30 protein-coding genes and 2 tRNA genes are annotated in these 25,512 nt (G+C 67.2%); 15 read left to right on the top strand and 17 right to left on the bottom strand.

The window, feature by feature from the left end:
- Positions 1–164 precede the first annotated feature (164 nt).
- Positions 165–389, top strand: coding sequence for a hypothetical protein (locus KF780_04895; GenBank protein MBX3561132.1), 225 nt, complete (start codon positions 165–167; stop codon positions 387–389).
- Between the two features lie 75 nt (positions 390–464).
- Positions 465–1,001, top strand: coding sequence for a hypothetical protein (locus KF780_04900; GenBank protein MBX3561133.1), 537 nt, complete (start codon positions 465–467; stop codon positions 999–1,001).
- Positions 1,002–1,053: 52 nt separating this feature from the next.
- Here the strand turns inward: KF780_04900 and KF780_04905 are convergent, their stop codons facing one another.
- On the bottom strand, positions 1,054–1,347 hold the full coding sequence (locus KF780_04905) for a glycine zipper 2TM domain-containing protein (protein ID MBX3561134.1): 294 nt from the start codon (positions 1,345–1,347) through the stop codon (positions 1,054–1,056).
- Between the two features lie 204 nt (positions 1,348–1,551).
- Here KF780_04905 and KF780_04910 point away from each other — a divergent pair, with 204 nt between their 5' ends.
- Positions 1,552–2,841: an adenylosuccinate synthase gene (locus KF780_04910; GenBank protein ID MBX3561135.1), complete on the top strand. Its 1,290-nt coding sequence runs from the start codon at positions 1,552–1,554 to the stop codon at positions 2,839–2,841.
- Positions 2,842–2,867: 26 nt separating this feature from the next.
- Positions 2,868–3,617, top strand: a complete 750-nt coding sequence (locus tag KF780_04915; GenBank protein ID MBX3561136.1) for a class I SAM-dependent methyltransferase — start codon at positions 2,868–2,870, stop codon at positions 3,615–3,617.
- On the opposite strand, the gene KF780_04920 is transcribed toward KF780_04915, so the two are convergent.
- The 4 genes from KF780_04920 to KF780_04935 are packed head-to-tail and all read right to left on the bottom strand — an operon-like array spanning position 3,614 to position 6,704.
- On the bottom strand, positions 3,614–3,898 hold the full coding sequence (locus KF780_04920; protein ID MBX3561137.1) for an acylphosphatase: 285 nt from the start codon (positions 3,896–3,898) through the stop codon (positions 3,614–3,616). The genes KF780_04915 and KF780_04920 overlap by 4 nt on opposite strands.
- Positions 3,895–4,698 carry an enoyl-ACP reductase FabI gene (gene fabI, locus KF780_04925; GenBank protein ID MBX3561138.1) on the bottom strand — a complete coding sequence of 268 codons (804 nt, stop codon included), beginning with the start codon at positions 4,696–4,698 and terminating at the stop codon, positions 3,895–3,897. The genes KF780_04920 and fabI overlap by 4 nt, the downstream gene beginning before the upstream one ends.
- Positions 4,695–5,729 carry a YihY/virulence factor BrkB family protein gene (locus KF780_04930; GenBank protein ID MBX3561139.1) on the bottom strand — a complete coding sequence of 345 codons (1,035 nt, stop codon included), beginning with the start codon at positions 5,727–5,729 and terminating at the stop codon, positions 4,695–4,697. Before KF780_04930 ends, fabI begins: the two co-directional genes overlap by 4 nt.
- 6 nt (positions 5,730–5,735) lie before the next feature.
- Positions 5,736–6,704, bottom strand: a complete 969-nt coding sequence (locus KF780_04935) for a J domain-containing protein (GenBank protein ID MBX3561140.1) — start codon at positions 6,702–6,704, stop codon at positions 5,736–5,738.
- A gap of 77 nt (positions 6,705–6,781) precedes the next feature.
- Between KF780_04935 and pdxH the strand changes: the two genes are divergently transcribed.
- The 3 genes from pdxH to KF780_04950 are packed head-to-tail and all read left to right on the top strand — an operon-like array spanning position 6,782 to position 9,080.
- On the top strand, positions 6,782–7,363 hold the full coding sequence (gene pdxH, locus KF780_04940; GenBank protein MBX3561141.1) for a pyridoxamine 5'-phosphate oxidase: 582 nt from the start codon (positions 6,782–6,784) through the stop codon (positions 7,361–7,363).
- Positions 7,360–8,289: a cation diffusion facilitator family transporter gene (locus KF780_04945; protein ID MBX3561142.1), complete on the top strand. Its 930-nt coding sequence runs from the start codon at positions 7,360–7,362 to the stop codon at positions 8,287–8,289. Before pdxH ends, KF780_04945 begins: the two co-directional genes overlap by 4 nt.
- Positions 8,286–9,080: a PhzF family phenazine biosynthesis protein gene (locus tag KF780_04950; protein ID MBX3561143.1), complete on the top strand. Its 795-nt coding sequence runs from the start codon at positions 8,286–8,288 to the stop codon at positions 9,078–9,080. The genes KF780_04945 and KF780_04950 overlap by 4 nt, the downstream gene beginning before the upstream one ends.
- 6 nt (positions 9,081–9,086) lie before the next feature.
- On the opposite strand, the gene KF780_04955 is transcribed toward KF780_04950, so the two are convergent.
- From KF780_04955 to KF780_04965, 3 genes are all read right to left on the bottom strand, one after another.
- Complete coding sequence (locus KF780_04955; GenBank protein MBX3561144.1) at positions 9,087–9,299, bottom strand: hypothetical protein; 213 nt, start codon at positions 9,297–9,299, stop codon at positions 9,087–9,089.
- Positions 9,300–9,378: 79 nt separating this feature from the next.
- Positions 9,379–9,831, bottom strand: a complete 453-nt coding sequence (locus KF780_04960; GenBank protein ID MBX3561145.1) for a hypothetical protein — start codon at positions 9,829–9,831, stop codon at positions 9,379–9,381.
- A gap of 73 nt (positions 9,832–9,904) precedes the next feature.
- Entirely contained in the window at positions 9,905–10,612 is a 708-nt protein-coding gene (locus KF780_04965; GenBank protein ID MBX3561146.1) for a helix-turn-helix transcriptional regulator, read from the bottom strand.
- 244 nt (positions 10,613–10,856) lie between these two features.
- On the opposite strand from KF780_04965, the gene KF780_04970 reads away from it, so the two are divergent.
- The 5 genes from KF780_04970 (at position 10,857) to KF780_04990 (ending at position 14,098) form a co-directional block, all read left to right on the top strand.
- A complete protein-coding gene (locus tag KF780_04970) occupies positions 10,857–11,291 on the top strand; it encodes a lactoylglutathione lyase (GenBank protein MBX3561147.1) in 435 nt (144 codons plus the stop codon).
- 85 nt (positions 11,292–11,376) lie between these two features.
- Positions 11,377–12,045 (top strand): glutathione S-transferase family protein, encoded by a 669-nt coding sequence (locus tag KF780_04975; GenBank protein ID MBX3561148.1) that lies wholly within the window; start codon positions 11,377–11,379, stop codon positions 12,043–12,045.
- A gap of 18 nt (positions 12,046–12,063) precedes the next feature.
- Positions 12,064–12,786, top strand: coding sequence for a DUF1428 domain-containing protein (locus KF780_04980; protein MBX3561149.1), 723 nt, complete (start codon positions 12,064–12,066; stop codon positions 12,784–12,786).
- A 23-nt stretch (positions 12,787–12,809) separates the two neighbouring features.
- Complete coding sequence (locus tag KF780_04985) at positions 12,810–13,604, top strand: VOC family protein (GenBank protein MBX3561150.1); 795 nt, start codon at positions 12,810–12,812, stop codon at positions 13,602–13,604.
- Entirely contained in the window at positions 13,601–14,098 is a 498-nt protein-coding gene (locus KF780_04990; protein MBX3561151.1) for a VOC family protein, read from the top strand. Before KF780_04985 ends, KF780_04990 begins: the two co-directional genes overlap by 4 nt.
- Before the next feature lie 57 nt (positions 14,099–14,155).
- On the opposite strand, the gene KF780_04995 is transcribed toward KF780_04990, so the two are convergent.
- Positions 14,156–15,847 (bottom strand): Kef family K(+) transporter, encoded by a 1,692-nt coding sequence (locus KF780_04995; protein MBX3561152.1) that lies wholly within the window; start codon positions 15,845–15,847, stop codon positions 14,156–14,158.
- 256 nt (positions 15,848–16,103) lie between these two features.
- On the opposite strand from KF780_04995, the gene KF780_05000 reads away from it, so the two are divergent.
- Together KF780_05000 and KF780_05005 are read left to right on the top strand one after the other, a co-directional pair.
- Positions 16,104–16,586 carry a YbaK/EbsC family protein gene (locus tag KF780_05000; GenBank protein ID MBX3561153.1) on the top strand — a complete coding sequence of 161 codons (483 nt, stop codon included), beginning with the start codon at positions 16,104–16,106 and terminating at the stop codon, positions 16,584–16,586.
- Between the two features lie 25 nt (positions 16,587–16,611).
- Positions 16,612–17,094, top strand: a complete 483-nt coding sequence (locus tag KF780_05005; protein ID MBX3561154.1) for a hemerythrin domain-containing protein — start codon at positions 16,612–16,614, stop codon at positions 17,092–17,094.
- A 783-nt stretch (positions 17,095–17,877) separates the two neighbouring features.
- On the opposite strand, the gene KF780_05010 is transcribed toward KF780_05005, so the two are convergent.
- The gene (locus tag KF780_05010) at positions 17,878–18,867 is read right to left on the bottom strand and encodes an NADP-dependent oxidoreductase (GenBank protein ID MBX3561155.1); all 990 of its coding nucleotides are present in this window, start codon (positions 18,865–18,867) and stop codon (positions 17,878–17,880) included.
- A gap of 121 nt (positions 18,868–18,988) precedes the next feature.
- On the opposite strand from KF780_05010, the gene KF780_05015 reads away from it, so the two are divergent.
- Positions 18,989–19,064 (top strand) — tRNA-Ala (locus KF780_05015).
- A 106-nt stretch (positions 19,065–19,170) separates the two neighbouring features.
- Here KF780_05015 and KF780_05020 read toward each other — a convergent pair.
- From KF780_05020 to KF780_05050, 7 genes are all read right to left on the bottom strand, one after another.
- Positions 19,171–19,247, bottom strand: a tRNA-Pro gene (locus KF780_05020).
- A gap of 110 nt (positions 19,248–19,357) precedes the next feature.
- A complete protein-coding gene (locus tag KF780_05025; protein MBX3561156.1) occupies positions 19,358–20,464 on the bottom strand; it encodes a TIR domain-containing protein in 1,107 nt (368 codons plus the stop codon).
- A 61-nt stretch (positions 20,465–20,525) separates the two neighbouring features.
- Positions 20,526–21,827 carry an FAD-dependent oxidoreductase gene (locus KF780_05030; GenBank protein MBX3561157.1) on the bottom strand — a complete coding sequence of 434 codons (1,302 nt, stop codon included), beginning with the start codon at positions 21,825–21,827 and terminating at the stop codon, positions 20,526–20,528.
- A gap of 83 nt (positions 21,828–21,910) precedes the next feature.
- On the bottom strand, positions 21,911–22,237 hold the full coding sequence (locus KF780_05035) for a polyhydroxyalkanoic acid system family protein (protein MBX3561158.1): 327 nt from the start codon (positions 22,235–22,237) through the stop codon (positions 21,911–21,913).
- 66 nt (positions 22,238–22,303) lie between these two features.
- A complete protein-coding gene (locus KF780_05040) occupies positions 22,304–22,948 on the bottom strand; it encodes a pilus assembly protein (GenBank protein MBX3561159.1) in 645 nt (214 codons plus the stop codon).
- 17 nt (positions 22,949–22,965) lie between these two features.
- Positions 22,966–23,550, bottom strand: a complete 585-nt coding sequence (locus KF780_05045; protein ID MBX3561160.1) for a pilus assembly protein — start codon at positions 23,548–23,550, stop codon at positions 22,966–22,968.
- The gene (locus tag KF780_05050; protein ID MBX3561161.1) at positions 23,547–25,493 is read right to left on the bottom strand and encodes a TadE/TadG family protein; all 1,947 of its coding nucleotides are present in this window, start codon (positions 25,491–25,493) and stop codon (positions 23,547–23,549) included. Before KF780_05050 ends, KF780_05045 begins: the two co-directional genes overlap by 4 nt.
- Positions 25,494–25,512 lie beyond the last annotated feature (19 nt).

A 25,512-nucleotide genomic window follows, 5' to 3' on the forward strand; every position in this document is an offset into this window, starting at 1 on the left:
TCAGCAGAGAGGTCGGTCAAGTCCGTTCGGAGGATGAAAGCTTAAGCTTTCCAGTCTCTTCCGGGCAGTCGGCTTCCGGCCGCTGACCATGTGAAAAGGCCGTCGGGAACCTTCCCGGCGGCCTTTCGCTTGTGCGGCATGGATACGCAGCCAAGGAGCCGACCATGCCTGGAGACGATCGTTTGAACCCCGATGCGCCGCGCCATCCCTTGCCGGCGAGCGACGAGGCGCGGCGCGAGGAACTCCCCGAAAATCTTGTCGATGGCAAAGGCACGGGCGATGATGGCGTGGCAGCCGTGCAGCCCGCCGACCTGCCGTTCTCTCCCGACGGCGAAACCTACGGCGATGGCGAGCGGCGCAGCTCCGTCGAGCAGGTCGATCGGCCCTGACGCCAAGCGCGGCGGAACTGTTCGCCGCTTCGCGTGTCTGTTACGCAAAGGATACGAACCGCAGGAGATGCCATCATGGCCAAGTCCACAACCGGCAAGACGACCGGACGGTCGACCGGCAAATCGAACGCCAGACCGGGCAACAGTCGCAAGAGGGCGGACGCGATCCCCGACGCGCTGCGCGAAGCGGGGCGCAAGGCCGCCGAGCTGGCGCAGAATCCGGTCGCGCGCAGCCTGCTCGCCGCCGGGCTGGTGACTGCCGCTGCGGCGCTTGCCGCCAACAAATCGGTGCGCGACACCGCCAAGCGCAGCGCGCGTCAGGCACAGGACGCCGCCGAAGCCGCCGCCGACGCGGCGGCCGATCATGCCAGCAAGATCGGCGCGGCGATGATCAATGCCGCGACCGAAGCGGTCCGGCGGATGGTGGGTGAAGGCGCGGCCGCGCCGGCCTCCGCCGCCGCCAAGCCGGCCGCGCGTCGCCCGGCCGCCAAAAAGGCACCGGCGAAGAAGGCAACCGCGAAGCCGAAAAGCGCTGTTGCCAAGAAGCCCGCTGCCCGCAAGAAAGCGCCTGCCCGCCCACGCGGCGGTGCGACGCCCACGAGCGGCAGCTAAGCAAAAAGGGGCGCCCCACAGGGCGCCCCTTTCTTTTCATATCGACAGCCGGTCAGCGGCAGCGACGGCGATTGCCGCGATCGACCTCGCGGCCGATCAGCGCGCCGGCGGCGGCGCCGACGATCGTGCCGGTGGTGCGGTCGCGCCCGCCGTCGATCTCACGACCGATCAGCGCGCCCGCGGCGCCGCCGATGAGCAGGCCGACGGTGCCATCGGAACGGCGGCAGCGCTCGCGGCCGCGCCGGTCGCGCCAGGTCGGGCCGCTATAATAGCCGTTCCGGTCGTAATAGCGGCGCTGGGCGTCCGCGGACTCGGTCGGCAAGGCGAAGGTGACGGGGATCGCCATGGCCGATGCGGCGATGGCCAGAGTGAGATGACGCACAATATCCTCCCTTGCTTCAGGTAAAGGTCGGCGGGACAACGCGGCGACGGTGCGGCTGGTTTCATTAACCTCCCACAACGACTCCGCAGGCTTGCGGCGGGCCGTGGCTGGACGGCGATGGCCTTGGCGATTAGGGAGCGCCCGTTCCTTTGAAGGAGGCTTCGGGCTTTGGCGAACGTAACCGTGATCGGCGGCCAGTGGGGCGACGAGGGCAAAGGCAAGATCGTCGACTGGCTGGCCAGCCGCGCCGATCTGGTCGTCCGCTTTCAGGGCGGCCACAATGCCGGCCATACGCTCGTCATCGACGGCAAGACCTACAAATTGTCGCTGCTGCCTTCCGGCATCGTGCGCGGCACGCTGTCGGTGATCGGCAATGGCGTGGTGCTCGATCCGTGGGCGCTGAAGGCCGAGGTGGACAGCCTGGCCGAACAGGGCGTGGCCGTGACGCCCGAAACGCTGCGTATCGCCGACAATTGCCCGCTCATCCTCCCCATCCACCGCGATCTCGACGCGCTGCGCGAGGATGCGTCGGGGCAGGGCAAGATCGGCACCACGCGCCGCGGCATCGGCCCGGCCTATGAGGACAAGGTCGGCCGCCGCGCGATCCGGGTGTGCGATCTCGCCCATCTCGGCCAGCTCGGGCCGCAACTCGACCGGCTGTGCGCGCATCACGACGCGCTGCGCGCCGGCTTCGGCGAGCCGCCGGTCGATCGCGCCCGGCTCGAGCGCAAGCTCGGCGAGATCGCCGATTTCGTCCTGCAATTCGCCCGCCCGGTCTGGAAGACACTGAACGAGGCGCGCCTCAAGGGCGACCGCATCCTGTTCGAAGGCGCGCAGGGCGTGCTGCTCGATGTCGATCACGGCACCTATCCGTTCGTGACCTCCTCCAACACGATCGCCGGGACTGCGGCGGCGGGCACCGGGCTGGGGCCCTCGGCCGCCGGCTTCGTGCTCGGCATCGTCAAGGCCTATACGACCCGGGTGGGCTCCGGTCCCTTCCCGACCGAGCTCGACGACGCGATTGGCCAGCGGCTCGGCGAGCGGGGCCGCGAATTCGGCACGGTGACGGGCCGCAAACGGCGCTGCGGCTGGTTCGATGCGGTGCTGGTGCGCCAGTCGATGGCGGTGTCCGGCGTCACCGGCATCGCGCTCACCAAGCTCGACGTGCTTGACGGGCTCGACGAGATCCGGATCTGCACCGGCTACCGGCTGCACGGCGCGACGCTCGATCATTTCCCCGCCCATGCCGCCGATCAGGCCGCCGTCGAGCCGGTTTACGAGACGATGGCGGGCTGGAGCGAATCGACGGCGGGCGCGCGCAGCTGGGCGCAGCTTCCAGCCCAGGCGATCAAGTATATCCGCCGGATCGAGGAACTGATTGCCTGCCCGGTCGCTTTGGTGTCCACGAGTCCGGAACGGGACGACACGATTCTCGTGCGCGATCCCTTCGCCGGCTGAAGTTCAAGGGTAAGGTTTCACCCCATATGACGACGCGCGAAGCCACCGGTCTGCTGCCCCGTATCGGCGACACGCTGGTGATCGGCTGGGACGGGCGCTCGCTGTCCGACTGGGCGGCGATGCTGGCTTTCGGCACGGTCCAGTGGCCCTGGCTGCTGCGCAGCCTTCACGGCGGCCGGCTCGCGGACAAGCATGATCTGCTCGACCGGCTCGATCTGCCTTATGACGCTTTGCCCTATCTGGGGAGCTGGAAGGCCGATACCGGCTTGCTCGCCCTGCTCGTCGATCACATTTTCGCGGAGCGGCCGAAGCTTGTCGTCGAGTTCGGCGCCGGCGCCTCGACCCTGATCCTTGCCCAAGCGCTGCGGAAAGCGGGCGGCGGGACGCTGATCAGCTTCGATCAGCATGCCGATTTCGTCGCCGCGACGCGCGACTGGCTCGCCGATCACGGGCTTTCCGCCGATCTGCGCGCGGTGCCGCTGCGCCCCTCGCCGCAGGGTTGGCCGGGGCTGTGGTACGATCATGGGCCGTTGCCGCGCGACATCGATCTGATGCTGATCGACGGCCCGCCCTGGACGATCCATCCCTTCACGCGCGGCGCCGCTGCCTCTTTGTTCGACCATGTCGCGCCGGGCGGCACGGTGATGCTCGATGACGGAGCCCGCCCCGGCGAGCGCTTCGTCGCCCGCCGCTGGCGCCGCGCCCATCCGGAATTCGATTTCCGGCTCGATCTCGGCGGCACCAAGGGCACCCTGATCGGCCGGAAGAAGAGCTAGAGCGTCGGCATCTGGACAAAGCCGGCGATCACGGCTTCGTTCGTCTCCTCGACCTCGACGCGATCGACCCGCGCCAGCCTCGGCCCTTCGCGGCATTGCGCGATCATCGCCTCGACCGCATCCGGCGGCCCCGCGACGATCATCTCCACCCGGCCGTCGAGCCGGTTGCGAACCCAGCCGTCGAGGCCGAGCGACCGCGCGGCACGGACCGCCCAGTCGCGATAGGAGACGCCCTGGACCCGGCCGTGGACGAAGACGCGTCGGAAGGCGGTGCCGTTCACAGCACGCTGATGTCGGGCGCGTCCTCCGCCTTCATGCCGACCACGTTATAGCCGGCATCGACATGGTGGATTTCGCCGGTCACGCCCGCCGAGAGATCGGACAGGAGGTAGAGACCGGCGCCGCCGACATCCTCGATGGTGACGTTGCGCCGCAGCGGCGCATTATATTCGTTCCACTTCATGATATAGCGGAAATCGCCGATCCCGCTCGCCGCCAGTGTCTTGATCGGGCCGGCGGAGATGGCGTTCACCCGGATATTCTCCGGCCCCAGGTCCATGGCGAGATATTTGACGCTGGTTTCCAGCGCCGCCTTGGCGACGCCCATCACGTTGTAATGGGGGATGACCTTCTCGGCGCCGTAATAGGAGAGGGTGAGCAGGCTGCCGCCCTCCGGCATCATCGCCCGCGCCCGCCGCGCCACCGCGACGAAGCTGTAGGCGGAGATGTTCATGGTCATCAGGAAATTGTCGAGGCTGGTATCGACATAGAGCCCGCGCAGCTCGTTCTTGTCGGAAAAGCCGATGGCGTGGACGACGAAATCCAGGCTCGGCCAGCGTTCGGCGAGCGTCGCGAAGGCGGCATCGAGCGCGGCCATGTCCGACACGTCGCAATCGATCAGGAAATCGGAGCCCAGTTGCTCGGCGAGCGGCGCGACGCGCTTCTGCAACGCCTCGCCCTGATAGGAAAAGGCGAGCTCGGCGCCCTGCTCGGCGAGCTGCCTGGCGATGCCCCAGGCCAGCGAGCGATCATTGGCCAGGCCCATGATCAGCCCGCGCTTCCCCTTCATCAAGCCGGTCATGTGTCCTCCCGTCCGCTTTCGGCCTGCGCGTCCTCGACGATGGCGATGGCTTCCGATTTTTGTTCGGCCGCGAGCGCGGCCTCCTCGTGCACCACCGCTTCGACATCTTCTTGGCGAGGCGCCGGCGTCTCCGCAAGCGCCGCATTGAGCTCCGCGCCGATGACGAGGCCGAGCCCGACGATGAAGAAGAAGATCAACGCGATCATCACGCCGGCGAGGCTGCCGTAGGTGAGGTCGTAGCTGCCGACCTGCGCCAGGGCGAGCGGCAGGAACCAGGCGGTCGCCACCCACCAGGCGGCGACGAAGGCGGCGCCCGGCCATTTCGGGCAACCGAGGCGATAGCGCTTGGGCGTCAGCACATAGAACAGGGCGTAGATCGAGCCGAACAAGGCCAGCGCCGGCACGACCTGGAACAGCGTGAGCAGGTTCACCAGCCGGTCCGCGCCGGGGATGAGGCCGACGAGAAAGCCCTGGATGCCCGAAGCCGCGACCGACAGGCTGAGCGCGACCATCGCGACGATCACGGCGACGAAGATCATACCGAGCGAGCCCAGCCGATATTCCCAGAAGGGGCGGCTGTAGCTGACACCATAGGCGCGCCGGATGATGTCGCGGATCGTCTCGATGAAGCTGCCGGTGGTCCACAGCCCGATCAGCGCGCCGAACCAGAGGAGATTGCCGGATCGTGCCTCGATCACGTCGTGGATCGGCGTTTTCAGCACCATGGCGACATTGTCCGGCATGGTGAGGAGCAAGGCGTTGACTGCGTTCAGCCCTTCCTCGGTCTGGCCGAACAGGCGCGCGACCGCGGCGGCGACGATGACGAAGGGGAAGATCGACAGCAAAGCGAGATAGGCGAGGTTGCCGGCATGGATGAAGCCGTCGGAATAGACGCCCACCGCGACGCGCTTGACCACCTCGAACGGCCGCCAGCCGGAGCGAACCTTGGCGCGGATCGTGCCGAAATGGGCCGCCGTGCTCGCCAGCCGCTTGCGCCTGGCTTCCGGGGATTCGGGGGAAATGTCGCGCACGAGTCTCTAGACGCCCAAACCCGCTCTGGGGTTGCCCTTCCCCTTCCCGTTCCAGCCTTCGAGGAAGGCTGCCAGTTCCGCATCGTCCGGCACGTCCACCATTAGGGTGACGAGCTGGTCGCCGCGCTGGCCGCTTTTGCCGGTGAAGCCCTTGCCCTTGAGCCGGAGCACCTTGCCGGAGCTGGCGCCCCTGGGCACGCTCAGCATCACCGGTCCGTCCACGGTCGGCACCCGCACCTTGGCGCCCAGCACCGCCTCGTCGATCGAAACGGGCAGGTCGATGCGGATATTGTCGCCCTCGCGCCTGAAGAAACGGTGCGGCAGGATCGCGATGGTGACGATCGCATCGCCATTGCCGCCGGGGCCGGTCTGGCCCTGCCCGGCCAGGCGGATCTTGGCGCCGTCCTCGACGCCCTTGGGCAGCTTGATGTCGAGCGTCTTGCCGCCGGCCAGGGTGACGCGCTGGCCCTTCAGCGCGGCGGCATCCTCGAACGGCACTTCGAGCCGGTAACCGACATCCGCGCCTTTTTGCGGCGGCGCGCTGCGTCGTCCGAAGCCGCTGAACGGCCCGGCCCCGCCGCCGCTGCGCCGTCCGCCCAGGCCGCCGAACAGCCCTTCGAACAGGTCGGAAAGATCGGCCGCCTCGCCGCCGCCGCTGAATTCGAAGGGTTCGCCGTTCGGGCCGCGAAATTCGGGACCGCCGCCGCCGCTCGTCCGGCGTCCGCCCGCGCCGAAGCCGAAGGGCATGCGCGGATTGCCGTCCTCGTCGATCTCGCCCCGGTCGTACTGGGCGCGCTTGTCCTTGTCGGTCAGGATGTCATATGCCTGTGTGACCTTGGAAAAGCGCGCGGTCGCGTCCGGATTGCCCTTGTTGCGGTCCGGATGCAGCTCCTTGGCGAGCTTGCGGTACGCCTTCTTGATGTCGGCCTCGCCCGCGCCGCGCGCCACGCCCAGGGTCGAATAAAGGTCGGCCATGCCGGTTTCTTCTCCACTCCTTGCGAAAAGTCCACACCCGCTTGCCGCGCCGGCGATATGGGGCGTAGAGCGCGCGCATGGAACCTGCCGATCCTCATGCCCTGTTCGACGCCTGGTTCGCCGAGGCGAAGGCCGTCGAGGTCAATGATCCCGACGCGATGGCGCTGGCCACCGTCGATGCGGCCGGCCGCCCCTCGGCGCGGATGGTGCTGCTGAAGGCGCATGATGTGCGCGGCTTCGCTTTCTATTCGAACAGCGAGAGCCGCAAGGGCCGCGAGCTCGCCGCCAACCCCCATGCCGCTCTGGTCTTTCACTGGAAGTCGCTGCGCCGCCAGGTCCGCGTCGAGGGCCGGATCGAGCCGACCGGCGCGGCCGAGGCGGATGCCTACTTCGCCACCCGCTCGCGCGATGCCCGCCTCGGCGCCTGGGCGTCGGACCAGTCCCGCCCGCTCGAAAGCCGCGAAGCGTTCGAGGCGCGCTATGCCGGGATGGTCGCCGAGTTCGAGGGCAAGGAGGTGACGCGCCCGGCTTATTGGTGGGGGTATCGCCTCGTGCCGGACCGGATCGAATTCTGGACCGATCGTCCGCACCGCCTGCACGAGCGCCGCCTGTTCGTGCGCAACGGCGGCGACTGGGCGGAAAGCCTCCTCTACCCATGACGTCCGACCGCGCCACGCTCACCTCCCGCGCGGCGCAGGCGAGCATCGCGGTCGCGCTCTTCCTGCTGGCGCTGAAGGCCTGGGCGGCGTGGCGGACCGGATCGGTGGCGATGCTCGGCTCGCTCGCCGATACAGGGCTCGATCTCATTGCCTCGGTCATCGTTCTCGTCGCCGTGCGGGTCGCCGCGCGGCCGCCCGATCACGAGCACCGCTACGGCCATGGCAAGGCCGAAGCACTGGCCGCCTTGGCGCAGGTGACGATCATCTCGGTCTCGGCGACGGCGATCGGCTGGCGCGCGGTGCAGCGGCTGGCGGCGGGCGAAACGACGGCCGATGCCGAATATGGCATCGGCGTCTCGTTGGTCGCGATCGCCGCGACGCTCGGCCTGATCGCCTATCAGAAACATGTCATCGCTCGCACCGGCTCGATCGCGATTCGGACGGACAGGCTCCATTACCAAAGCGATCTGCTGCTCAATTCGGCGGTGATCGCGGCGCTCGTCCTCGATCAGCTTCTTGGTTTCTCCGGCGCCGATCCGCTGTTCGGCATCGCCATCGCCGGCTGGCTGCTGTTCGGCGCATTGCGCAATGCGGCGGGCGCGATCGGGCAGCTGATGGACCGGGCTTGGCCGGACGATCGGCGCCGCCGGCTGGTGGAGATCGTGGCGCGCCATCCGGAGGTGCGCGGTGTCCATGACGTGCGCACCCGTTCCAGCGGTCCGGTCGAACATGCCCAGTTCCACATCTGGGTCGATCCGGCGATGCGCGTGGCGCGGGCGCACGACCTGATCGAGGCGATCGAGGGCGATCTCGCCGCCGAATTTCCCGGCGTGGACGCGATCGTCCATGTCGATCCGGAGGGGCAGGTGGACGAGCCGGGCAATCCGCTCGCCGAAAATGACGAAAGCAGGATTTTGAAATCATGACCGAATTGCGCCTGATCCAGGTTGACGCCTTCGCCGATGCCCCCTTCACCGGCAATCCTGCCGCGGTGATGCCGCTCGACGCCTGGCTGCCGGACGAGACGCTCCAGGCGATCGCCATGGAGAACAATCTCAGCGAGACCGCCTTCACCGTCCCGGACGCGACCGGCGATGCGGATTACGAATTGCGCTGGTTCACGCCGACGGTCGAGGTTGCCCTGTGCGGCCATGCCACTTTGGCCAGCGGTCATGTGCTGATCGGCGATCGCGATGCGATCCGGTTTCGCACGTGTCACGCGGGTGTCCTGGCCGTGGCGCGGGACGGCGATACGCTGACGCTCGATCTGCCGGCCACGCGCGTGGTGCCGGCCGATGGTGCTGACGTGCTGGCGGCGCTCGGCCTTCCTGCCGCGCCCTATTTCCTGTCCCATGAGGGCGCCGAGCGAACCGCGATCGTGCTCCTGGACAGCGAGTCCGCGGTGCGGGCGCTCGATCCGGACATGGCGGCTTTACGCCATATCGACATCATGGCGATCGCGACCGCGCCGGGCCAGGCGCCTCATGACGTGGTCAGCCGCGTCTTCGTTCCCGCCTGGGGGGTGGACGAGGATCCGGTCACCGGCTCCGCCCATTCCGCGCTGACGCCCTTCTGGGCGGCGCGGCTGGGCCGCGACGGCTTCACGGCCTTTCAGGCGAGCCGGCGCGGCGGCCGGGTCGATTGCCGTCTGGCCGGGGATCGCGTGCGGCTCGGCGGCCGCTGCCTCACCGTGATCGAAGGCGTGATGCGCTTCTGAGCGGCCTTATCGGCGCACGGGGCGCTGGCGCCATTCCTCGCGCGTCTTGCAGACCCGGACGCTGCGCACCCGTTCCCCGATACGCGTGGCTTCGACAAACTGGCGGCGGCAGATCACCTCGTCCTGCTCGTCTTCCTCGATTTCGGTTTGCACAGGAGCGGCCTGTTCGGCCGGCACGGCCGGCGACGCGAGCATGAGAACGGCGATCAAGGGCAGCATGAATGTCTCCACAGGGTTTTTGCACTGCGGCAAATATCGCGACTCATGCGTGCTGTGAAGGCGAGATAATCACGTGGCGTCAGGCGCTCGCCAGCGGCGCGAAGGTCAGGTCGAACTCGATCGGCCCGCTGCCGGCGAAGCCGGGCGGCACGCTGAGCGGCGCGCAGCGCAGCACGGACTGGATCGCGGCGTCGGCCATGCGTTCGGCATAGAGGCGGTTGAGCGGCGTAATGCCATCCTGGGCGATGACGACGGGGCGGCCGTCGATCAGGCCGTCGGGCGTCACCATGACGCGCAGCCGGGTGATGATCTGCCGTCCGGCATGGCCGACGCGCGGGCCGCGATAGCAGCGCCGCACCTGGCTCGCCGCGCCGTCCAGCAGCGTCCGCCAGCCCGGATCGGGCGCGGCGATGCGGGTGCCGGTGACGGAAGCCGTGTCCGGTCCCGTCCCGCCGCCGGACACGCAGCCGGCGAGCAGCGGCGTGGCCGCCATCGCCGTCAGCACGCCGCGCCATCGTCGTGTATCCGCCATTGCTCCTTCCCCTCCCGCCGCACCTTATCCGCGACGTCGCACCGGGCAAATGCGGCTTCGACGAACCGGCCGTTCAGCCGGCTGGAGGCGCCGGCGCCTTCGGCGGCAGCGGGAAGCACTGGACGAAGCGTTCGGCCAGCGCCCGGTCGCCGGCGATGACGAGCGCGCCCTCGGCTTCCAGTGCCGCCAGCGGCACGCCGCCATAGACCGCCGCGGCAATGGCGCGCGGTTCGCCTCGAAACAGCAGGTCGGTCGCTTCCAGGCTGTCTCGGGCCGGGCTGATCGCGCCTTCCCTGATCGTCGCGACGAAGGTTTCGCGGCCCAGCTCGAAGCCGATCCGCGCCGCGATCCCGGCGAGCAGGGCCGGCTGGCCCATTGCCTGGAAGGACAACATCAGCGAGACGGCGCTGAAATGCCGGGTGGGATCGTGGCCCGGCGAGCGCGTCGCCCAGCGGCCCAGCGCCCCCATGATCGGACGCGACTGATAGCCCCATTCGGTGAGCTCGTAGACCTGGATCGCGGCGGGCGGCGGGAGCTGGCGGCGGACCAGGATGCCGGACGCCTCCAGCCCCTCCAGCCGCTGGGTCAGCACATTGGCGCTGATGCCGGGAAGGTCGGCGCGCAGGTCGGAGAATCGCTTGGGCCCCAGCATCAGCTCGCGCATCACCAGCAGCGCCCACCGCTCCCCGACCAGGTCCATCGCGTGCGCGGTGCCGCAGGCGTCCTCATAGCGCCGCCGCGACGAGTCGTTCTTTTTGAAGGTTATTTTTTCTAACGACATAGTTGCTTTTAATAACTCATAGGCGCATCAGCGTCAAACCCGATTCGCCGCGAGGCGAGCGGGTGGAGCGCCGGAAGGAGGATACGCATGTCGTCGAAAATCCCGCCTCGTTCGTTGAACGCGGGTTCGGACGGGCCCGTCCCGCCTTTACCTCGAAAGGAAGTGACGATGGCCGCTTTCCCTTCTCTATCCCCGGCAGCCGGCAACTGAATTCCAGCTCGAAAAAGCAAAGTGGGAGCCTCTCATGTCCAAGCTTATCTTCGTGAACCTGCCGGTCGCCGATCTGCCGGCGGCCAGGGCCTTCTACGAGGCGATCGGCGCAGTGAACAATCCGATGTTCACCGATGAGACCGCCGCCTGCATGGTGCTGAGCGACACCATCCACGTGATGCTGCTCACCCACGCCAAATTCGCCCAGTTCACGCCGAAGAAGGTGGCCGATGCCCATGCGACGAGCGAGGTGCTGATCGCGATTTCCGAGGGCAGCCGCGAAGGGGTGGACGACATCGCCGATAAGGCGCTCGCCGCCGGCGGCAGGGAGCCGCGCGACAGGCAGGATTTCGGCTTCATGTATTCGCGCAGCTTCGAGGATCCGGACGGCCATATCTGGGAGCCGATGTGGATGGACATGGCAGCCGCCGGCGAGGCGATGGGCCAGGCCGAGACGGCGGACGCCTGAGATCTTGGCAGCGGCGCCGGTTCCACCCCCTTGGAGCCGGCGCCGTTCATCCCGACCGCCAGCTCGGCCATATGGGAGAAAGACGATGACCGATATCAATGCCGCCCCGCCCCGCCTCACGGCCTTCGACTGGGTGCCCGATTTTGCCCGCGGCTATGTCCGTGACCTACGCCCGCGCTGGGCCTGCGCCGAGATCGGGCTTTCCTATTCGACCCGGCTGATCAACGCCGTCGACCGGCCGCCGGACTATTTCGCCGAACAGCCGTGGGGCCAGGTGCCGCTCTTCGAGGACGGCGGCCTCGCGATCTTCGAGAGCGGCGCGATCCTTCTGCATCTGGGCGAGAAGGACGAGCGCCTGCTGCCGCGTGACCCGAAGCGCCGGATGGCGACGATCTCCTGGCTGTTCGCCGCCTATAGCAGCATCGAGCCCTGGATTTTCGAGATCTCGAACGTGGAGCTGTTCTCGGCCGACCAGGAATGGGCGAAGCTGCGACGGCCGGGCCTGTTGGAGGATGCCGGCCGGCGGCTCGACCGTCTCGCCGACGCGCTCGGCGATCGCGACTGGCTGACGGGCGATTTCAGCATTGCCGACATCGCGATGGTCACCGCGCTGCGCGACGATTGCGACACGGGATTGATCGCGCAGCGACCACGCCTGGCCGCCTATCTCGAGCGTGGCACGGAGCGTCCCGCGTTCCAGGCTGCGCTCGCCGCGCAGCTTGCCGATCTCAAGCCGGAGCCCGTCGCGGCCTGATACAGAAGGAGAGAGACGATGACCTATATCGAAGGATTCGTGGCCGCGGTGCCGACGCAGAACAAGGAAGCCTATCGCAAGCATGCCGCAGACGCGCTGCCCTTGTTCAAGGAGTTCGGCGTCGCCCGCATGGTGGAAAATTGGGGCGATGACGTGCCGCACGGCAAGGTCACCGACTTTTACGGCGCGGTGCGGGCGAAGGACGATGAGACCGTCGTCTTTTCCTGGTTCGAATATCCCGACAAAGCGGCGCGCGACGCCGCCACCCAGAAGATGATGAACGATCCGCGCATGAAGCAGATGGGCGCCGAAATGCCCTTCGATGGCAAGCGCATGCTCGTCGGCGGCTTCGAGTCGATCGTCGACGAGCGGGCGGACGGCGCGACCGGCTATGTCGACGGCTATCTCCTCCCCGTGCCCGAGGGCAAGAAGGAGGCGTATCGCGCGCTGGCGCAAAAGGTTTCCGGCAAGTTCAAGGAGTTCGGTGCTGTCCGCGTCGTCGAGGCGTGGGGCGACGACGTGCCTGAAGGCAAGGTCACCGACTATCAGCGCGCGGTGAAAATCCAGGACGGCGAGGCGATCGTCTATTCCTATGTCGAATGGCCGGACAAGGAGACCCGCGACACGGGCTGGGAGAAGATGATGTCCGATCCCGACATGCAGCCGGGCGCGGGCGAGGAGATGCCCTTCGACGGCCAGCGCATGTTCTGGGGCGGCTTCCGTCCCATCGTCGACGCCTGACGACGGCGGCAGGGAGGCATCTCATGGCCAATCCGCATGGCAGCTTCATCTGGTATGAGCTGATGACCCGCGATCCGGCGGCGGCGCGTGCTTTCTACGAGGACGTGGTCGGCTGGTCGATCGACGCCGCCGCGCCGCCCGGCCCGATCGACTACCGGATGATCGCCGCGCCCGACGGCAAGGCCGGCGGGATGATGACGCTGACCGACGCGATGTGCGACCGGGGTGCGCGGCCCTGCTGGCTCGGCTATATCGGGGTCGACGATGTCGATGCCGCGGTGGCCGCCGTCGCGGCGGACGGGGGCACGGTGCTGATGCCTGCATCGGACATTCCCGATGTCGGCCGCATCGCGATGGTGGCCGATCCGCAGGGCATCCCCTTCTACGTGATGCGCGGCGCCAGCGACGGGGGCAGCCATGCCTTTCAGCGGACCGGCATGGGCCATGTGAGCTGGAACGAGCTGGTCACGCCCGATCCGGACGCCGCGCTCGCCTTCTACGGCCGCCGCTTCGGCTATGCCAGGCAGGGCGGCATGCCGATGGGCGAGCTGGGCGAATATGCCTTCCTCGCCCATCATGGCGAGGAGGTCGGCGCGATGATGCCCCAGGGCGCAGAGAGCGGGCCGCCCGGCTGGGGCTTCTATTTCCGCGTGCCGGACATCCATGAAGCGAAGATGCGGGTCGAGACCGGTGGCGGCACGGTGATCTTCGGTCCCCAAGAGGTGCCGGGCGGCGAGCAGGTGCTGAACGCCGTCGATCCCGAAGGCGTGCCGTTCGGACTGGTCGCGCCCGGCGCGAACGAAGGAGAGAGAGAATGACCAACGAGTTGATCACCTGCCTGTGGTTCGATCACGGCCAGGCCCGTGCGGCGGCGGACTTCTACGCCGCCACCTTCCCCCACAGCCATGTCGGCGCATCCCACTACGCTCCCTCCGATTATCCGGATGGCACGACGGGCAATGAGATCACGGTCGATTTCACCGTGATGGGCCGGCAATGCGTCGGCCTCAATGGCGGCTCCGCTTTCCGCCCGAACGAGGCGGTCAGCTTCATGGTGCTGACCGAGACGCAGGAGGAGACCGACCGCTACTGGAACGCGATCGTCGGCAATGGCGGCGCGGAGAGCCAGTGCGGCTGGTGCAAGGACCGCTGGGGCTTCTCCTGGCAGATCACGCCGCGCGTGTTGCTGGAGGCGATGGACAATCCGGACCGGGCCGCGGCGAAGCGGGCGTTCGAGGCGATGATGACGATGGGCAAGATCGACGTCGCCGCGATCGAGGCCGCGATCGCCGGCGAACCCGCGCCGGCCTGAACGGAAAGCCAGAGGCCGAAGGGCGGCGAAGGTGCCTGGCCGGGTATGCCCGCCTGATCACGCCTTGGCCGGGCTCGGCGTCGATCCCAGCACGCTCGCGGCCAGCTCCAGCATCTTGGCCGCCGTCTCGCGCTCGCCCATCACGACATGGCCGGCGCCGAGCTTCTCGAGATGCTCGACCTCGGCGTCCGAATGGGCCCGGGCGATGATCGGGATGTCGGGGCGCATCGCCTTCGCGCGCTGGGCGATCACGCCGCCCTCGAAGCCTTCCGGGATCGCGATCAGCAGCTTGGAGGCTTTTTCGATCCCCGCCTCGCGCAAGGTCTGCTTGTCCGTGGCGTTGCCGATCAGCACCTGAAGGCCGTCCTTCTCGGCATCGCGCGCCACGTCCGCTTGATCCTCGATCACGATCGGCGTCTTGCCGCGCGCCATCAGCCCGCTCGCGATCAGCCGCCCGACGCGGCCATAGCCGATCAGGATGACGTGGCCGTCGCGCCGTTCCGCCTTGGCCGCTGCCGCCGCCTCTGCCGCTGCCTCCGCTTCGGCCGCCGCCTCGTCTTCCAGCTCCTGGTCACGCTTGCTGCGCGCGGCCACCAGCGAGAACAGGAAGGGGTTGGCCAGGATCGACAGGATCGCGCCGGCGAGGATCAGGTCGCGCCCTTCCGGGGGCAGGATGGCGAGCGACGTGCCGAGCCCGGCCAGGATGAACGAAAATTCGCCGATCTGGGCGAGGCTGGCCGACACCGCCAGCGCGGTCTGGGTCGGATGGCCGAAGGCGCGCACGATCAGGAAGGCGGCGACCGATTTGCCGAACACGATGATCGCGACGGTGGCGACCAGCGGGCCGGGCTGGGCGGTGATCACCGATGGATCGAACAGCATCCCCACCGACACGAAGAACAAAACCGCGAAAGCGTCCCTGAGCGGCAGCGTCTCCTCGGTCGCGCGGCGGGACAGCGGTGTTTCGCCCAGGATCATGCCGGCGAAGAAGGCGCCGAGCGCGAAGGACACGTCGAACACGAAGGCCGCGCCGAAGGCGACGCCGAGCGCGATCGCGAGCACCGCCAGGCGGAACAGCTCGCGCGATCCGGTATGCACGACCCAGTGGAGCAGCCAGGGGATGATCCGCCGCCCGATCAGCAGCATCAGCGCGAAGAAGCCCGCGACCTTGAGCGTCACGATCACGAACGACCGGCCAAGATCGCCGCTCGCGCCATCGCCCGTCGTCGCGCCGGCCAGCGCCGGCAGCAGGACGAGCGCCATGACCATCACCAGATCCTCGACGATCAGCCAGCCGACCGCGATCCGTCCCCGTTCGGTTTCCACCAGGTTGCGCGATTGCAGCGCGCGCAGCATCACCACGGTACTGGCGACCGACAGGGACAGGCCGAAGACGAAGCCGGCGACCGGCGTCCAGCCGAGCGCCCAGCCAAGCGCCATGCCCATCAGCGTGGCCGCGCCGATCTGCACCACCGCGCCGGGCACGGCGATATTCTTCACCGAAAGCAGGTCGCGCAGCGAGAAATGCAGGCCGACGCCGAACATCAGCAGAATGACGCCGATCTCGGCCAGCTCGGCGGCGAGCTCGGCATCCGCGACGAAGCCGGGCGTGTAGGGCCCCACGATCACCCCGGCCAGCAGATAGCCGGCGATCGGGGAGATTTTCAGCCGCTGCGCGAGGGCCCCCATCGCAAAGGCGATGACCAGGCCCGCGACGATGGTTCCGATCAGCGGCGTGTGATGGGGCATCCACTCTCCTTCCGGTTACGGCGTCGGACCTTCGATATGCCAGCCTCCAGGGGCGCCGCGCAGGATTCGGCCTATCGCGCCGCCATCCTACGGGAGGATGACAGCGGCGAGGACGATCACGACCAGCGCCAGGATGATCCCCATCTCCCGCTTGCCGATGATGCAGGCGTTCGAATGGCGACCATTTGCTTCATTGCCGGTTGACGCGACAACTGCAAGAGGGGGCGGCAATTAAGCGCGCGAGGAGCCGTCGTTCATGAGCCTGGAATCGGTGCGTGCCTGGTTGGCCACGCATGCCCCCGATCTGCCGCTGATCGAGGTGACGGACAGCACCGCGACGGTCGCCGAGGCGGCGCGGGCGCTCGGTGTCGCGCCGGGGCGCATCGCCAAGACGCTGGCCATCCGCGTCAACGGGGAGGTGCTGCTGCTCGTCGCGCGCGGCGATGCGCGGCTCGACAATGCGAAGGCGAAGGCCGCGTTTGGCGGCCGGCCGCGCATGCTCGGGCCGGAAGAGACGCTGGCGCTGACCGGCCATCCGGTCGGCGGCGTCTGCCCGTTCGGCCTGGCGACGCCGTTGCCGGTCTGGTGCGATGTCTCGCTCAGGGGCTTCGACACGGTCTTCCCGGCTGCCGGCTCCCTGAACAGCTCGGTCGAGGTCGCGCCGGAGCGGCTTGTGGCGCTGGTCGCGAAAGGCTGGGTGGACGCCTGCGTGCAACCGGAGGCGGCGTCGGGGGTTTGATCGGCGACACCTCAGGGAGCATTTCATGGCCGACGCCCGCATCTTCGCCGATCTCAAGGCCGATCACGACCGCCACCGCGAGCTGCTGGCGCAGCTCGCCGACACGAGCGGCGACAGCGCCGAGCGGCGCAGCCTGTTCGAAGCCTTCCGGATCGAGGTCTCCGCCCATGCCGCGGCCGAGGAGGAGGCGCTCTACGCCGCCATGCTCGCCAAGCCCGAATTGCGCGACGAGGCGCGCCATTCGGTCGCCGAGCACAAGGAGATCGACGATTTCCTCGCCGATCTCGTCGAAACCGACATGAGCTCCCCCGGCTGGCTCGCCCGCTTCAAGGAGATGCGGCACCGCTACGAACATCATATCGACGAGGAAGAGGAAGACATGTTCCCGGCCGCGGCCGAAGATCTGCCCAAAGCCGAGCAAGCCCGGATCGCCAAGGTTTTCGAAGCGCGCAAGCCGAAGGAGATCGCGCTCGCGGCGGAGGCCGAGCCCGGCGACGAACGGGAATAGCCGCGCCGAGCGATCAGGCGCACGATGGCACCTGCTGCCGGAACGATCGGCCATCGTCCGACACCTTCATCCTTCTCTCCCTCTCAAGGAGAAAGAAGGGAAGGAAGCATGTCGATTGGTCTTGGCGATATCTCGGTTTGAATGACCGTTATGGGTGGAAAGCGGACATTCGTGTTCTAACGACAGGATCGGTCGTCAAGTTTGAACTCGAACCGCTGCTGGGCACCTGGTGTCACGTATCCGATGTGACAGGTGACGATCTGTCTTCCTTCATCTTGATACTGAACCCGTATCTCGCCCGAACCCTCACAATCGATCTGGCGACGTGCTTGAAAGCTGGAATCTACGAGCTGTAAGGGTGTCTCGGACCCGCAGATGTCGAGAACGGCCGAATTGGGAACTGCCCCCTCGAAGTTCACTTGGAAACTATTGGTTCGGCGTTCGCAGGCCGAGCAGAGTGCCCCAACGGCAAGGAGCAGGGCGATACGTGGAAGCTGCATAGCGTGAATAGTGCCTGCCTGATTGATCGTCCGCAACGGGTCGAAAGCGGACCGTCCGCCACCCGCTTCCAATGTAGGAAATGCTCTGTCAGGGTCGCTGCGACTCGGAGCGCGCTTGACCTATATTTCCCTGCCTCGCCCTTCCCGTTTCTTCTGCCATGAACATTCTTGCGGGAGGGGGGCTCACCCCCGACGGGGCGTCAGGTTCGTCAACTTCCACGCCCCGAAATCCTCTGCCCCGCGCTGTGCGGATGAAGGGCGTTGCGGCTATTGGGTACGGACCCTAGAGCCGCACGAGCATCTTGCCGGTATTGCCGCCGCTGAACAGGTCGAGAAAGGCCTGGGGCGCGGCTTCGATCCCGTCATGCACCGTCTCGCGCGAAGTCACCTGCCCGCCGGCGATCCAGCCGCCCATGTCGCGATAGAATTCGCCCATCTCGCCGAGATAGTCGGTGTAAATGAAGCCCTTCAGCATGATCCGCGCGCCGATGATCCGCATGATGTAGCGCAAGGCGTGGGTCGAGCCGCTGTTATAGTCGTCGATCATCCCGCAGATCGCGAAGCGGGCATTCTGCCGGGCGACGGCGAGGGCGGCGTCGAGATGCTCCCCGCCGACATTGTCGAAATAGACGTCGATGCCCTTCGGCGCGGCCTCCTGGAGCTGGGGCAGCAGCGGCCCGGCCTTGTAGTCGACCACGGCGTCCGCCCCGAGCTGCTTGACCCAGGCGCATTTGTCCGCCCCGCCGGCGGAACCGATCACGGTCATGCCTTTGGCCTTGGCGATCTGCACCACCGCCGATCCGACCGCGCCGGCGGCGGCCGAGACGAAGACGATGTCGCCGTCCTGCGCCTGGCCCGCGCGCAGCAGTCCGAAATAGGCGGTGCCGCCGGTGAGGCCGAGATTGCCGAGCCATTGCTGTGGCGCGACGCCCAGCGGCGGCACCTTGTTGAACGTCTCCGCCGGCGCAGCCGCCTGCTCGCGCCAGCCGAGCATGTGGAAAACCGTCTCGCCTTCCTTGAAATGGGGCGAACGGCTCTCGATCACGGTGCCGACCGCGCCGCCCTGCATGGGCTCGTCCAGCGCGAAGGGCGGGACGTAGCTTTTCACGTCGTTCATCCGCCCGCGCATATAGGGATCGACCGACAGCCAGTCGTTGCGGACCCGCACCCAGCCCTCGGGCAGGGGCTCTTGCGCAAGCGCCTTCAATGCGAAATCGTCCATCGTCGGCAGCCCCTGGGGGCGCGACATCAGGTGCCAGGCGCGGTTCGACATATGCTTCTCCCTCGCCCCGGTTTCGCCCGGCTTCGCATCGCTGTCAAAGGCGCGAATTTTGCGGCAAGAGCGCCATTGCAACGGGGAACGACCGCCGCTATCTGGAGCGCCCACGACTGATGGGGCCGTAGCTCAGCTGGGAGAGCGCTGCAATCGCACTGCAGAGGTCAGGGGTTCGATTCCCCTCGGCTCCACCATCCTCTTCAAGGAAATCAGCAAGTTAAGCCCGATTCGGGCGTGCCTCGGCATCGACGGCTGGGTGTAAGCCGGAACGGGGCCGTGTGCCCCATGCGAATATGAAAATGGTCGGGGAGAGAGGATTCGAACCTCCGGCCCCTGCCTCCCGAAGACAGTGCTCTACCAGGCTGAGCTACTCCCCGACCGAAACGCGCGACCCTTTGGAAGGGCCGGCGGGGCCGGGCGTCTATAGGGGCGGCTTCGCGGGAGTTCAAGCGGCCTTGCCGGGTCGCGCCTGGCAAAAGCGCGTCCCTCAATAATGGCCCTGCGTCTCGCGCATTTCCTGGTCGGTCAACGGCGGCTTCTCGCCGGCCGGCGCGGCCTGTCCGTCCGGCGGGACATAGGCCGGCTGGGCGCCGCTGTCGGCACCGACTCCGCCGGTCTGTTCGCGCTGCGCCTGGTTCGCCGCGCCGATGGCCGCGAGCAGCACCAGCAATCCGGCGATACCCAGGAGAATGTAAAGCGCGACCCGGGAGGTGCCGCCGCGTGCCTGCAGCGCCTCGGCTCGCGCCGGGCCAGCCAGCGCGGCGGTCTCGGCGATCAGGCGATGCGTCTGCTTGCGATAGAGCAGGTTGCCATAGGCGCCGGTGACGAAGGAAATGCCGATCGTGATCAGGAATGTGATGTTGCCGGCGGCCGGGCTGGCCGCGCCGATCGCGCTCAGCACCAGGAAAACGAAGAGGAGGCCGATCATCGGCGCCCACATCTTGCGATAGGCGAACCAGAACAGGTTGACGAGGCAGGCTGGCCAGTTCCAGCTCGCCGATGCGCCGCGCTCGTCCATCTGGCGCCAGCGCTCCAGATAATAAGCCGAATTGGGGCCGATCGCCGCCAGCAGCAGCGATTCGTCTGCCGCCGGCGCGGGCGGCACATGATGTTGCGGGGACGGCGGCGCGGGCGGGGACGCCGCGACGGGTGGCGCGGTAACCGGCGGCGCGGTGACCGGCGGATCGACCGGCGCGCCGGTCACCGCCTGAAGCTCGCGCGCCAGACGCGCCAGGCTCGCGTCGCGGCCGGGGCCGAAGGCGTCGGTCCAGTGGCGGATCTTGAGGAAGAAGGCGAGGCCGGGCGCGGGCTGAATGTCGGAGGTACGGAGCGGGAAGATCGGCTTGCCGGTGCTGAACGCCATTTCGGTCTCGGCGCGCACATAAGGCGATTTGTTGGCCTTGTCGGTAATCAGCACGACGAAGGCGGCGCAGCTTTCGATCGCCTCCTGGAGCTGTTCGGAATAATCCTGTCCGGGCCGCACGTCGCGCGGCGCGATCCAGGCACGCACGCCCTTCGCTTCGATGAAGCCGGCCAGCGATTCGGCGTCCTGGCTGTCCTCCGATCCATGGCTGACGAAGACGTGGCCGCTCATTCCACTCCCCTCCGGCGGATGCAACCGAACGCTATCCGCTTCGTCGTGCGCTTGAAAGGCCTCATCGCCCGAGCGCGCCCAACATATCGGCAATGGCGATGAACTTCTCGCGCGGGCTGCCTTCGCGTGCCCGACCCGCTTCGGCCTCCTCGATCTTCAGCCAGTCGCGGAATGTGACGACATCGACGCCGCGCGAATCGAGTAGACGATCGAGGCCCGGACGGCCCTCCTTGCCGCCGCCGCGCGCGGCGAGGTCGGCGGCGATCTTCTCCGCCACTTCATAGCCGTCGGGGCGGTTCGTCCCGATCGTCCCGGTCGGCCCGCGCCGTGCCCAGCCGACGCAATAGAGCCCGCCGCCGATCACGCCCTCGCTGTTGGCGAAGCGGCCTCGGTCCGGCTCATAGGGCACGCCTTCGATCGGCGGGGTGCGATAGCCGATGCAGGTCACCACCATGCCGCAGGGAATTGCATAGGTTTCGCCGGTGCCGACCGCTCCCCCGCGCTCGTCGAGGCGGGTCTTCTCGACGATGACGCGCTCGACGCGGCCGTCGCCCTCGACGGCGACCGGCATGGCGAAGAAATCGAAATGGACCGTCTTCGCCTTGCCGCCGGGCAGGCTGGCGAAGTCGCGCAGATGCGTGACCGACTTGCGCTGGCCCGGCTCGAGCAGGGCGTCGTCCAGTTCGGGCGGGAAATCGACGAGGTCCACCTTGGGTGCCGCATCCTCGAGATGGCCGAGCTCGCCCAGCTCCTTGGGCGTCATCGCGATCTGGTGCGGCCCGCGCCGGCCGAGCACATATATGTCGCGGATCGCCGCATTGCCGAGCGCCGCGAAGGCGTGGGCGACGATGTCCGATCCGGCGAATTCGGCGGGCGTCTTGGCGAGGATGCGGGCGACATCGAGCGCGACATTGCCGTTGCCGATCACCGCGGCGGCACCGACGTCGAGCGGCGGATCGAGATCGGCGAATTCGGGATGACCGTTATACCAGCCGACGAAGGCCGCCGAGCCGATCACGCCGGGCAGCTCCCCCCCCGGCAGTTCCAGCGGCCGGTCGTTGGGCGCGCCGGTGGCGAGGATGACGGCGTCGTAAAGACCGAGCAGATCCGGGATCGTCACGTCGCGGCCGACCAGTACGTTGCCGACGAAGCGAACCGTGTCGCTGAGCGCGACCTTCTCATAGCGCTTGTAGACGCCCTTGATCGATTGATGGTCCGGTGCGACGCCGAAGCGGATCAGGCCATAGGGGACCGGCATCCGATCGATGATATCGACGCGCGCCTCGTCGCCGAACTGCTTCTGCAGGGCTTCGGCGCTGTAATAGCCGGCCGGGCCCGATCCGATTATCGCGACATGACGCATCGTCTCTCCCGCTCGCGCGCTGTGCCTTGTGGCGGCGATGCTAGCGTGGGCCGGGCGCGAGGCAAGGGGGAAGCGCGGCCGGATCAGCCGTCCCGCCGCGTCCGATCCTCGAGCAGCGCGCCGCCGCCCCGGCGCAGGCCGGTTTCGACGACGCCGCGAAAGAAGCCCAGCGCCGGTGGCAACAGCACTTCGACACGCACGAACGTCTCGTGCACGTCGAGCGAGGCATTGACCTCCTGGCCGAGCGCCGCGACGGTCAGGCCCAACCGGTCGCCGGACCAGGCCGCGCGAACATCCGCGGCGGCCGGGATGTGGTCCTTGAGGCTGCCGATGCGGCTGTCGATCCGCCGCCGCGCCTCCTCGGCGCCGAGCTGGTGCGGCAAGTCGATGGATATTGGTGTATTGCTCATACAAGACAGTATAAGCCGGCTCGCGGCGCTTTGCACCCCCTCGCGTGCGATAAATGAATTGGCCGGTCAGGCTTGGAAAAGATTGCAGGTACGGCGCTGTCCGGCGGGAATGTTGCCGACATTCTTCATCGCCTGGTCATTGCGCTGGCGCACGTTGAAGGCGCTTTCGTAACGGATCTGGCGACCTTCCAGGAACGAATTGGGAATGATCGGCTGATAATTGTAGACGACCTCCACCATCATCACCGCAGTGCCGGGTTGGGCGGCGATCGGGTTGGTCGGTGGTCCGACGCTTTGAAGGGAGGCATTGTTTTGCCCGGTCCCTTCGCCGCCGTAGCGCGACGCGGTGCTCCGCAGCCCGTCGCACCTTTGCCAGCGGATCCACTGCCCCGTGCCGCCCGGATTGATCTCGAGGCTCGACAGGATGATCCGCCCGTTCTGGCCGAATTGAATCCCCGATCCACTCATCTTTGCGCCGAGTAGCAATTCGATGACGTCCGCCTCGTCGATGCTCTCGCGCACACGCGCGGCATTGTCGGCGGTCATCATCGCGATATTGCTGACGCGCAGATGGGCCATCGCGAAATTGGCCGATTCCAGGCCGAGCAGGCCGAGCCCCAGCAGGATCGGCAGCGAGAAAGCGAATTCGGTGAGCGCGAGACCGCTGGTGCAGACGCGCAGGCGAATCAGTCGCCGCGCGGCACGGCGCATGGCGCGGGGCGCGGCGATCAGCATCGAACCACCACCCCGGTCGGCCGCGCCGCGAAGGGCTGGTTGCGCAGCATCGTGTTGGAGACGATCGTCACGTCGTCGGTCCAGCCGAGCAATTTGCCGACCGGGAACATGCGCGGATAGCTGAGCGTGACTTCATAGCGCACGACATCTTCGGCATTGCCGGTACCGTCGCGCCCGCGATCGAGATCGTATTGGCCGTTGCCGTTGGCGTCCTCGTAGCAGTCGCCGGGATTGTATTGGCCTAGCGGCGCGGTGTCCTGCACGATACGCTCGGGTTGGCGTACGCCGATGAAATCGAAATAGCTCTGCGTGCGAGTTTCCAGCTCGGCGCTGTGCATGAAGGCGCTGAGGCGCTGGCGGACGCGGGCGTCGATCTCTTCGTTGGTGAAGCCGCCGACCGTGGCCATGCGCGCCGCTTCGTGCAGCGCGCCCTGGACGACCGATTGCGCGTAAGAGCGATAGCCCATGTCGAACAGGCCCATCAGAAGGATGCACAGCACGGGCAGTACCGCCGCGAACTCGACGATGGTGACGCCGCGCGCGTCCCCGCCCAGGCGCAGGAGCGTGGCCCTCTTCATTGCGTCAGCCTCAAGGCGCCGATCTGGTTACCGATCTGGCGGAAGCGGGCGATGAGCTGGTCTCGGTTACCGGAGGTTGAGGCCTGGCTGGCGTTGCTCGCACAGTTGCGCATGTCGTTGCTGAGCGAAGTGCCGAAGGCGATCACCCAGACCGATACGTTCATCCCCTTCGCCGCGTTGCAGATCATCCGGAAGCGCTGGAGATGATTGTTGGTGAGGTTGCCGGTGCCGGTGGTGCCGGTGATCCTTTGGTCGAGATTCTCGATCCCGTAGGCCGAATAAACGCTGGCGCTCGGCTCCATCTGTCCGTCGGTCATGAAGATGATATGCCGATTGACCGGCATGCCGTTGAACGTATCGGGGCTGTCGCCGAACGGTCCAGTGTTGGAGATCAGCCGCGCCCCCCAGATCATGCCGATGTCATGATAGGTGTTGCCGACCGGGAGAAGGCTGTCGATATAGTTCTGCATCTCCGTGCGATTCCACGCCTGCAAGCGCTCTACCTGAGCGGGACAGGGCGCGCTCGACATCGAGGAGCCGCTCGTCGTCTCGGTGGTTCCGGTCGTGCGGGAATAGACGATCGCCGGCCATTGCGGGCGCCAGCGCGTGTTGGCGTCGTTCGGGATGAGATTGATGTTGAGATCGTAGGCGGCCTCGGGAAGGTTGAAGCCGCTCGAACTGTTGATCGACGAGACGGTGGCACGCTCCTCGATGCAGCCGTTCCATGTCATCGTGGTGTAGGTTGGCGCGGTCGTGCTCGGGGTCGTGGTGACATGCTCGACCAAGCCTTCCAGCTGCTGGATGGTGTAACGACCGGCCGTTTCGACCGTACCTCCGGTGTTGGCGAGCACTCTCACCGCGCTTTGCGACTTGAAGGTGCTCGTGTCGAATTCGACGCCTTCCTCATAATACCACCGTGTGAAGGCGAAGCGCGTCGTGTACTCCGTCGTCGAGACGGTGCGCGTGCGGCGGCAGCTGCGGTTGCTGGTGGTTGTCGCATGTGCGCCGGGCCAGCCCCAGTCATTGGCCACATTGTTGTTGTAGGTGGTCCGCGTGGTTGGCGTCGGAGCCGGCCCGCCGCCATTGACCGCCGACGAATTGCCCCAGCTGTTGCACTGGCTCGATGTGCGTGTGAACGTGGTGGGCGTGGGCGAGCCAGCGCCTGAGCTGCCGTTATAATATTCATATTCCGTCGACGTGACCGTCGGCGTGCCCGCCACATAGCGAGGTGTGTCGTAGAGCGCGCGACGGGACTGATAAGCCACGCTGTCGCTCAAATAGGCGGCACCGACCTCGAGAAGGGCTGGGCCGACATGAACGGTCGTGGAATAAGGCACCACGCCGTAGCGCAGCCTTAGGCCGTTCGATTCGAGCTGCTGCTGGACCGGCGCCAGCTCGTCGTAGAGCGCCATCACAGCATCGCGCAGCGACACGATCTTTTGCGTCCCGGACAGGTTGTTGCCCATCGAGCCGGTGACGTCGAGCACCAGCATCACGTCCGTGTTGACGAAATTGAGCGAGGCTTCGCAGCTGACGTTGAGCGGCAGCGAACCGATGCCGAACATCGACATGATCGTCGTCGGAATACGCGTGCTCGTGGTGATCGCCACAGAACCGGCCTGCGGCCGCGTGACGGTCAGCTCATAAGCCTCGCTGTTGTAGAGGCCCTGGGGAAAATTGAAGGTGAAGAAGCGGGCGGCTTCGGCGCGGACCGCGTCGGTCATCTGGTCGTCGGTCATCACGCGCCGGGCGGCGAGCGAGGCGGCGTCGCAGGCGCTCTGCAGGCGCGTCTTGGCCATGTAGGCGCGGCTCATGTCCAGGCCGGAGCCGATCATCGCGGCCAGCGGCACCAGTGCCGCACCAACGATGGCGAGCGTGTTGCCGCGCGTGTCGCGCTTCAGGCGGGTCAGAAAGCCGTCCGTGCGGCGATCCTGAGCTTGCATCGGGGTCCCTCCCGAGCCC

Origin of the sequence: Sphingomonas sp. (genome assembly GCA_019635535.1) — a bacterium.
Taxonomy (GTDB): domain Bacteria; phylum Pseudomonadota; class Alphaproteobacteria; order Sphingomonadales; family Sphingomonadaceae; genus Allosphingosinicella.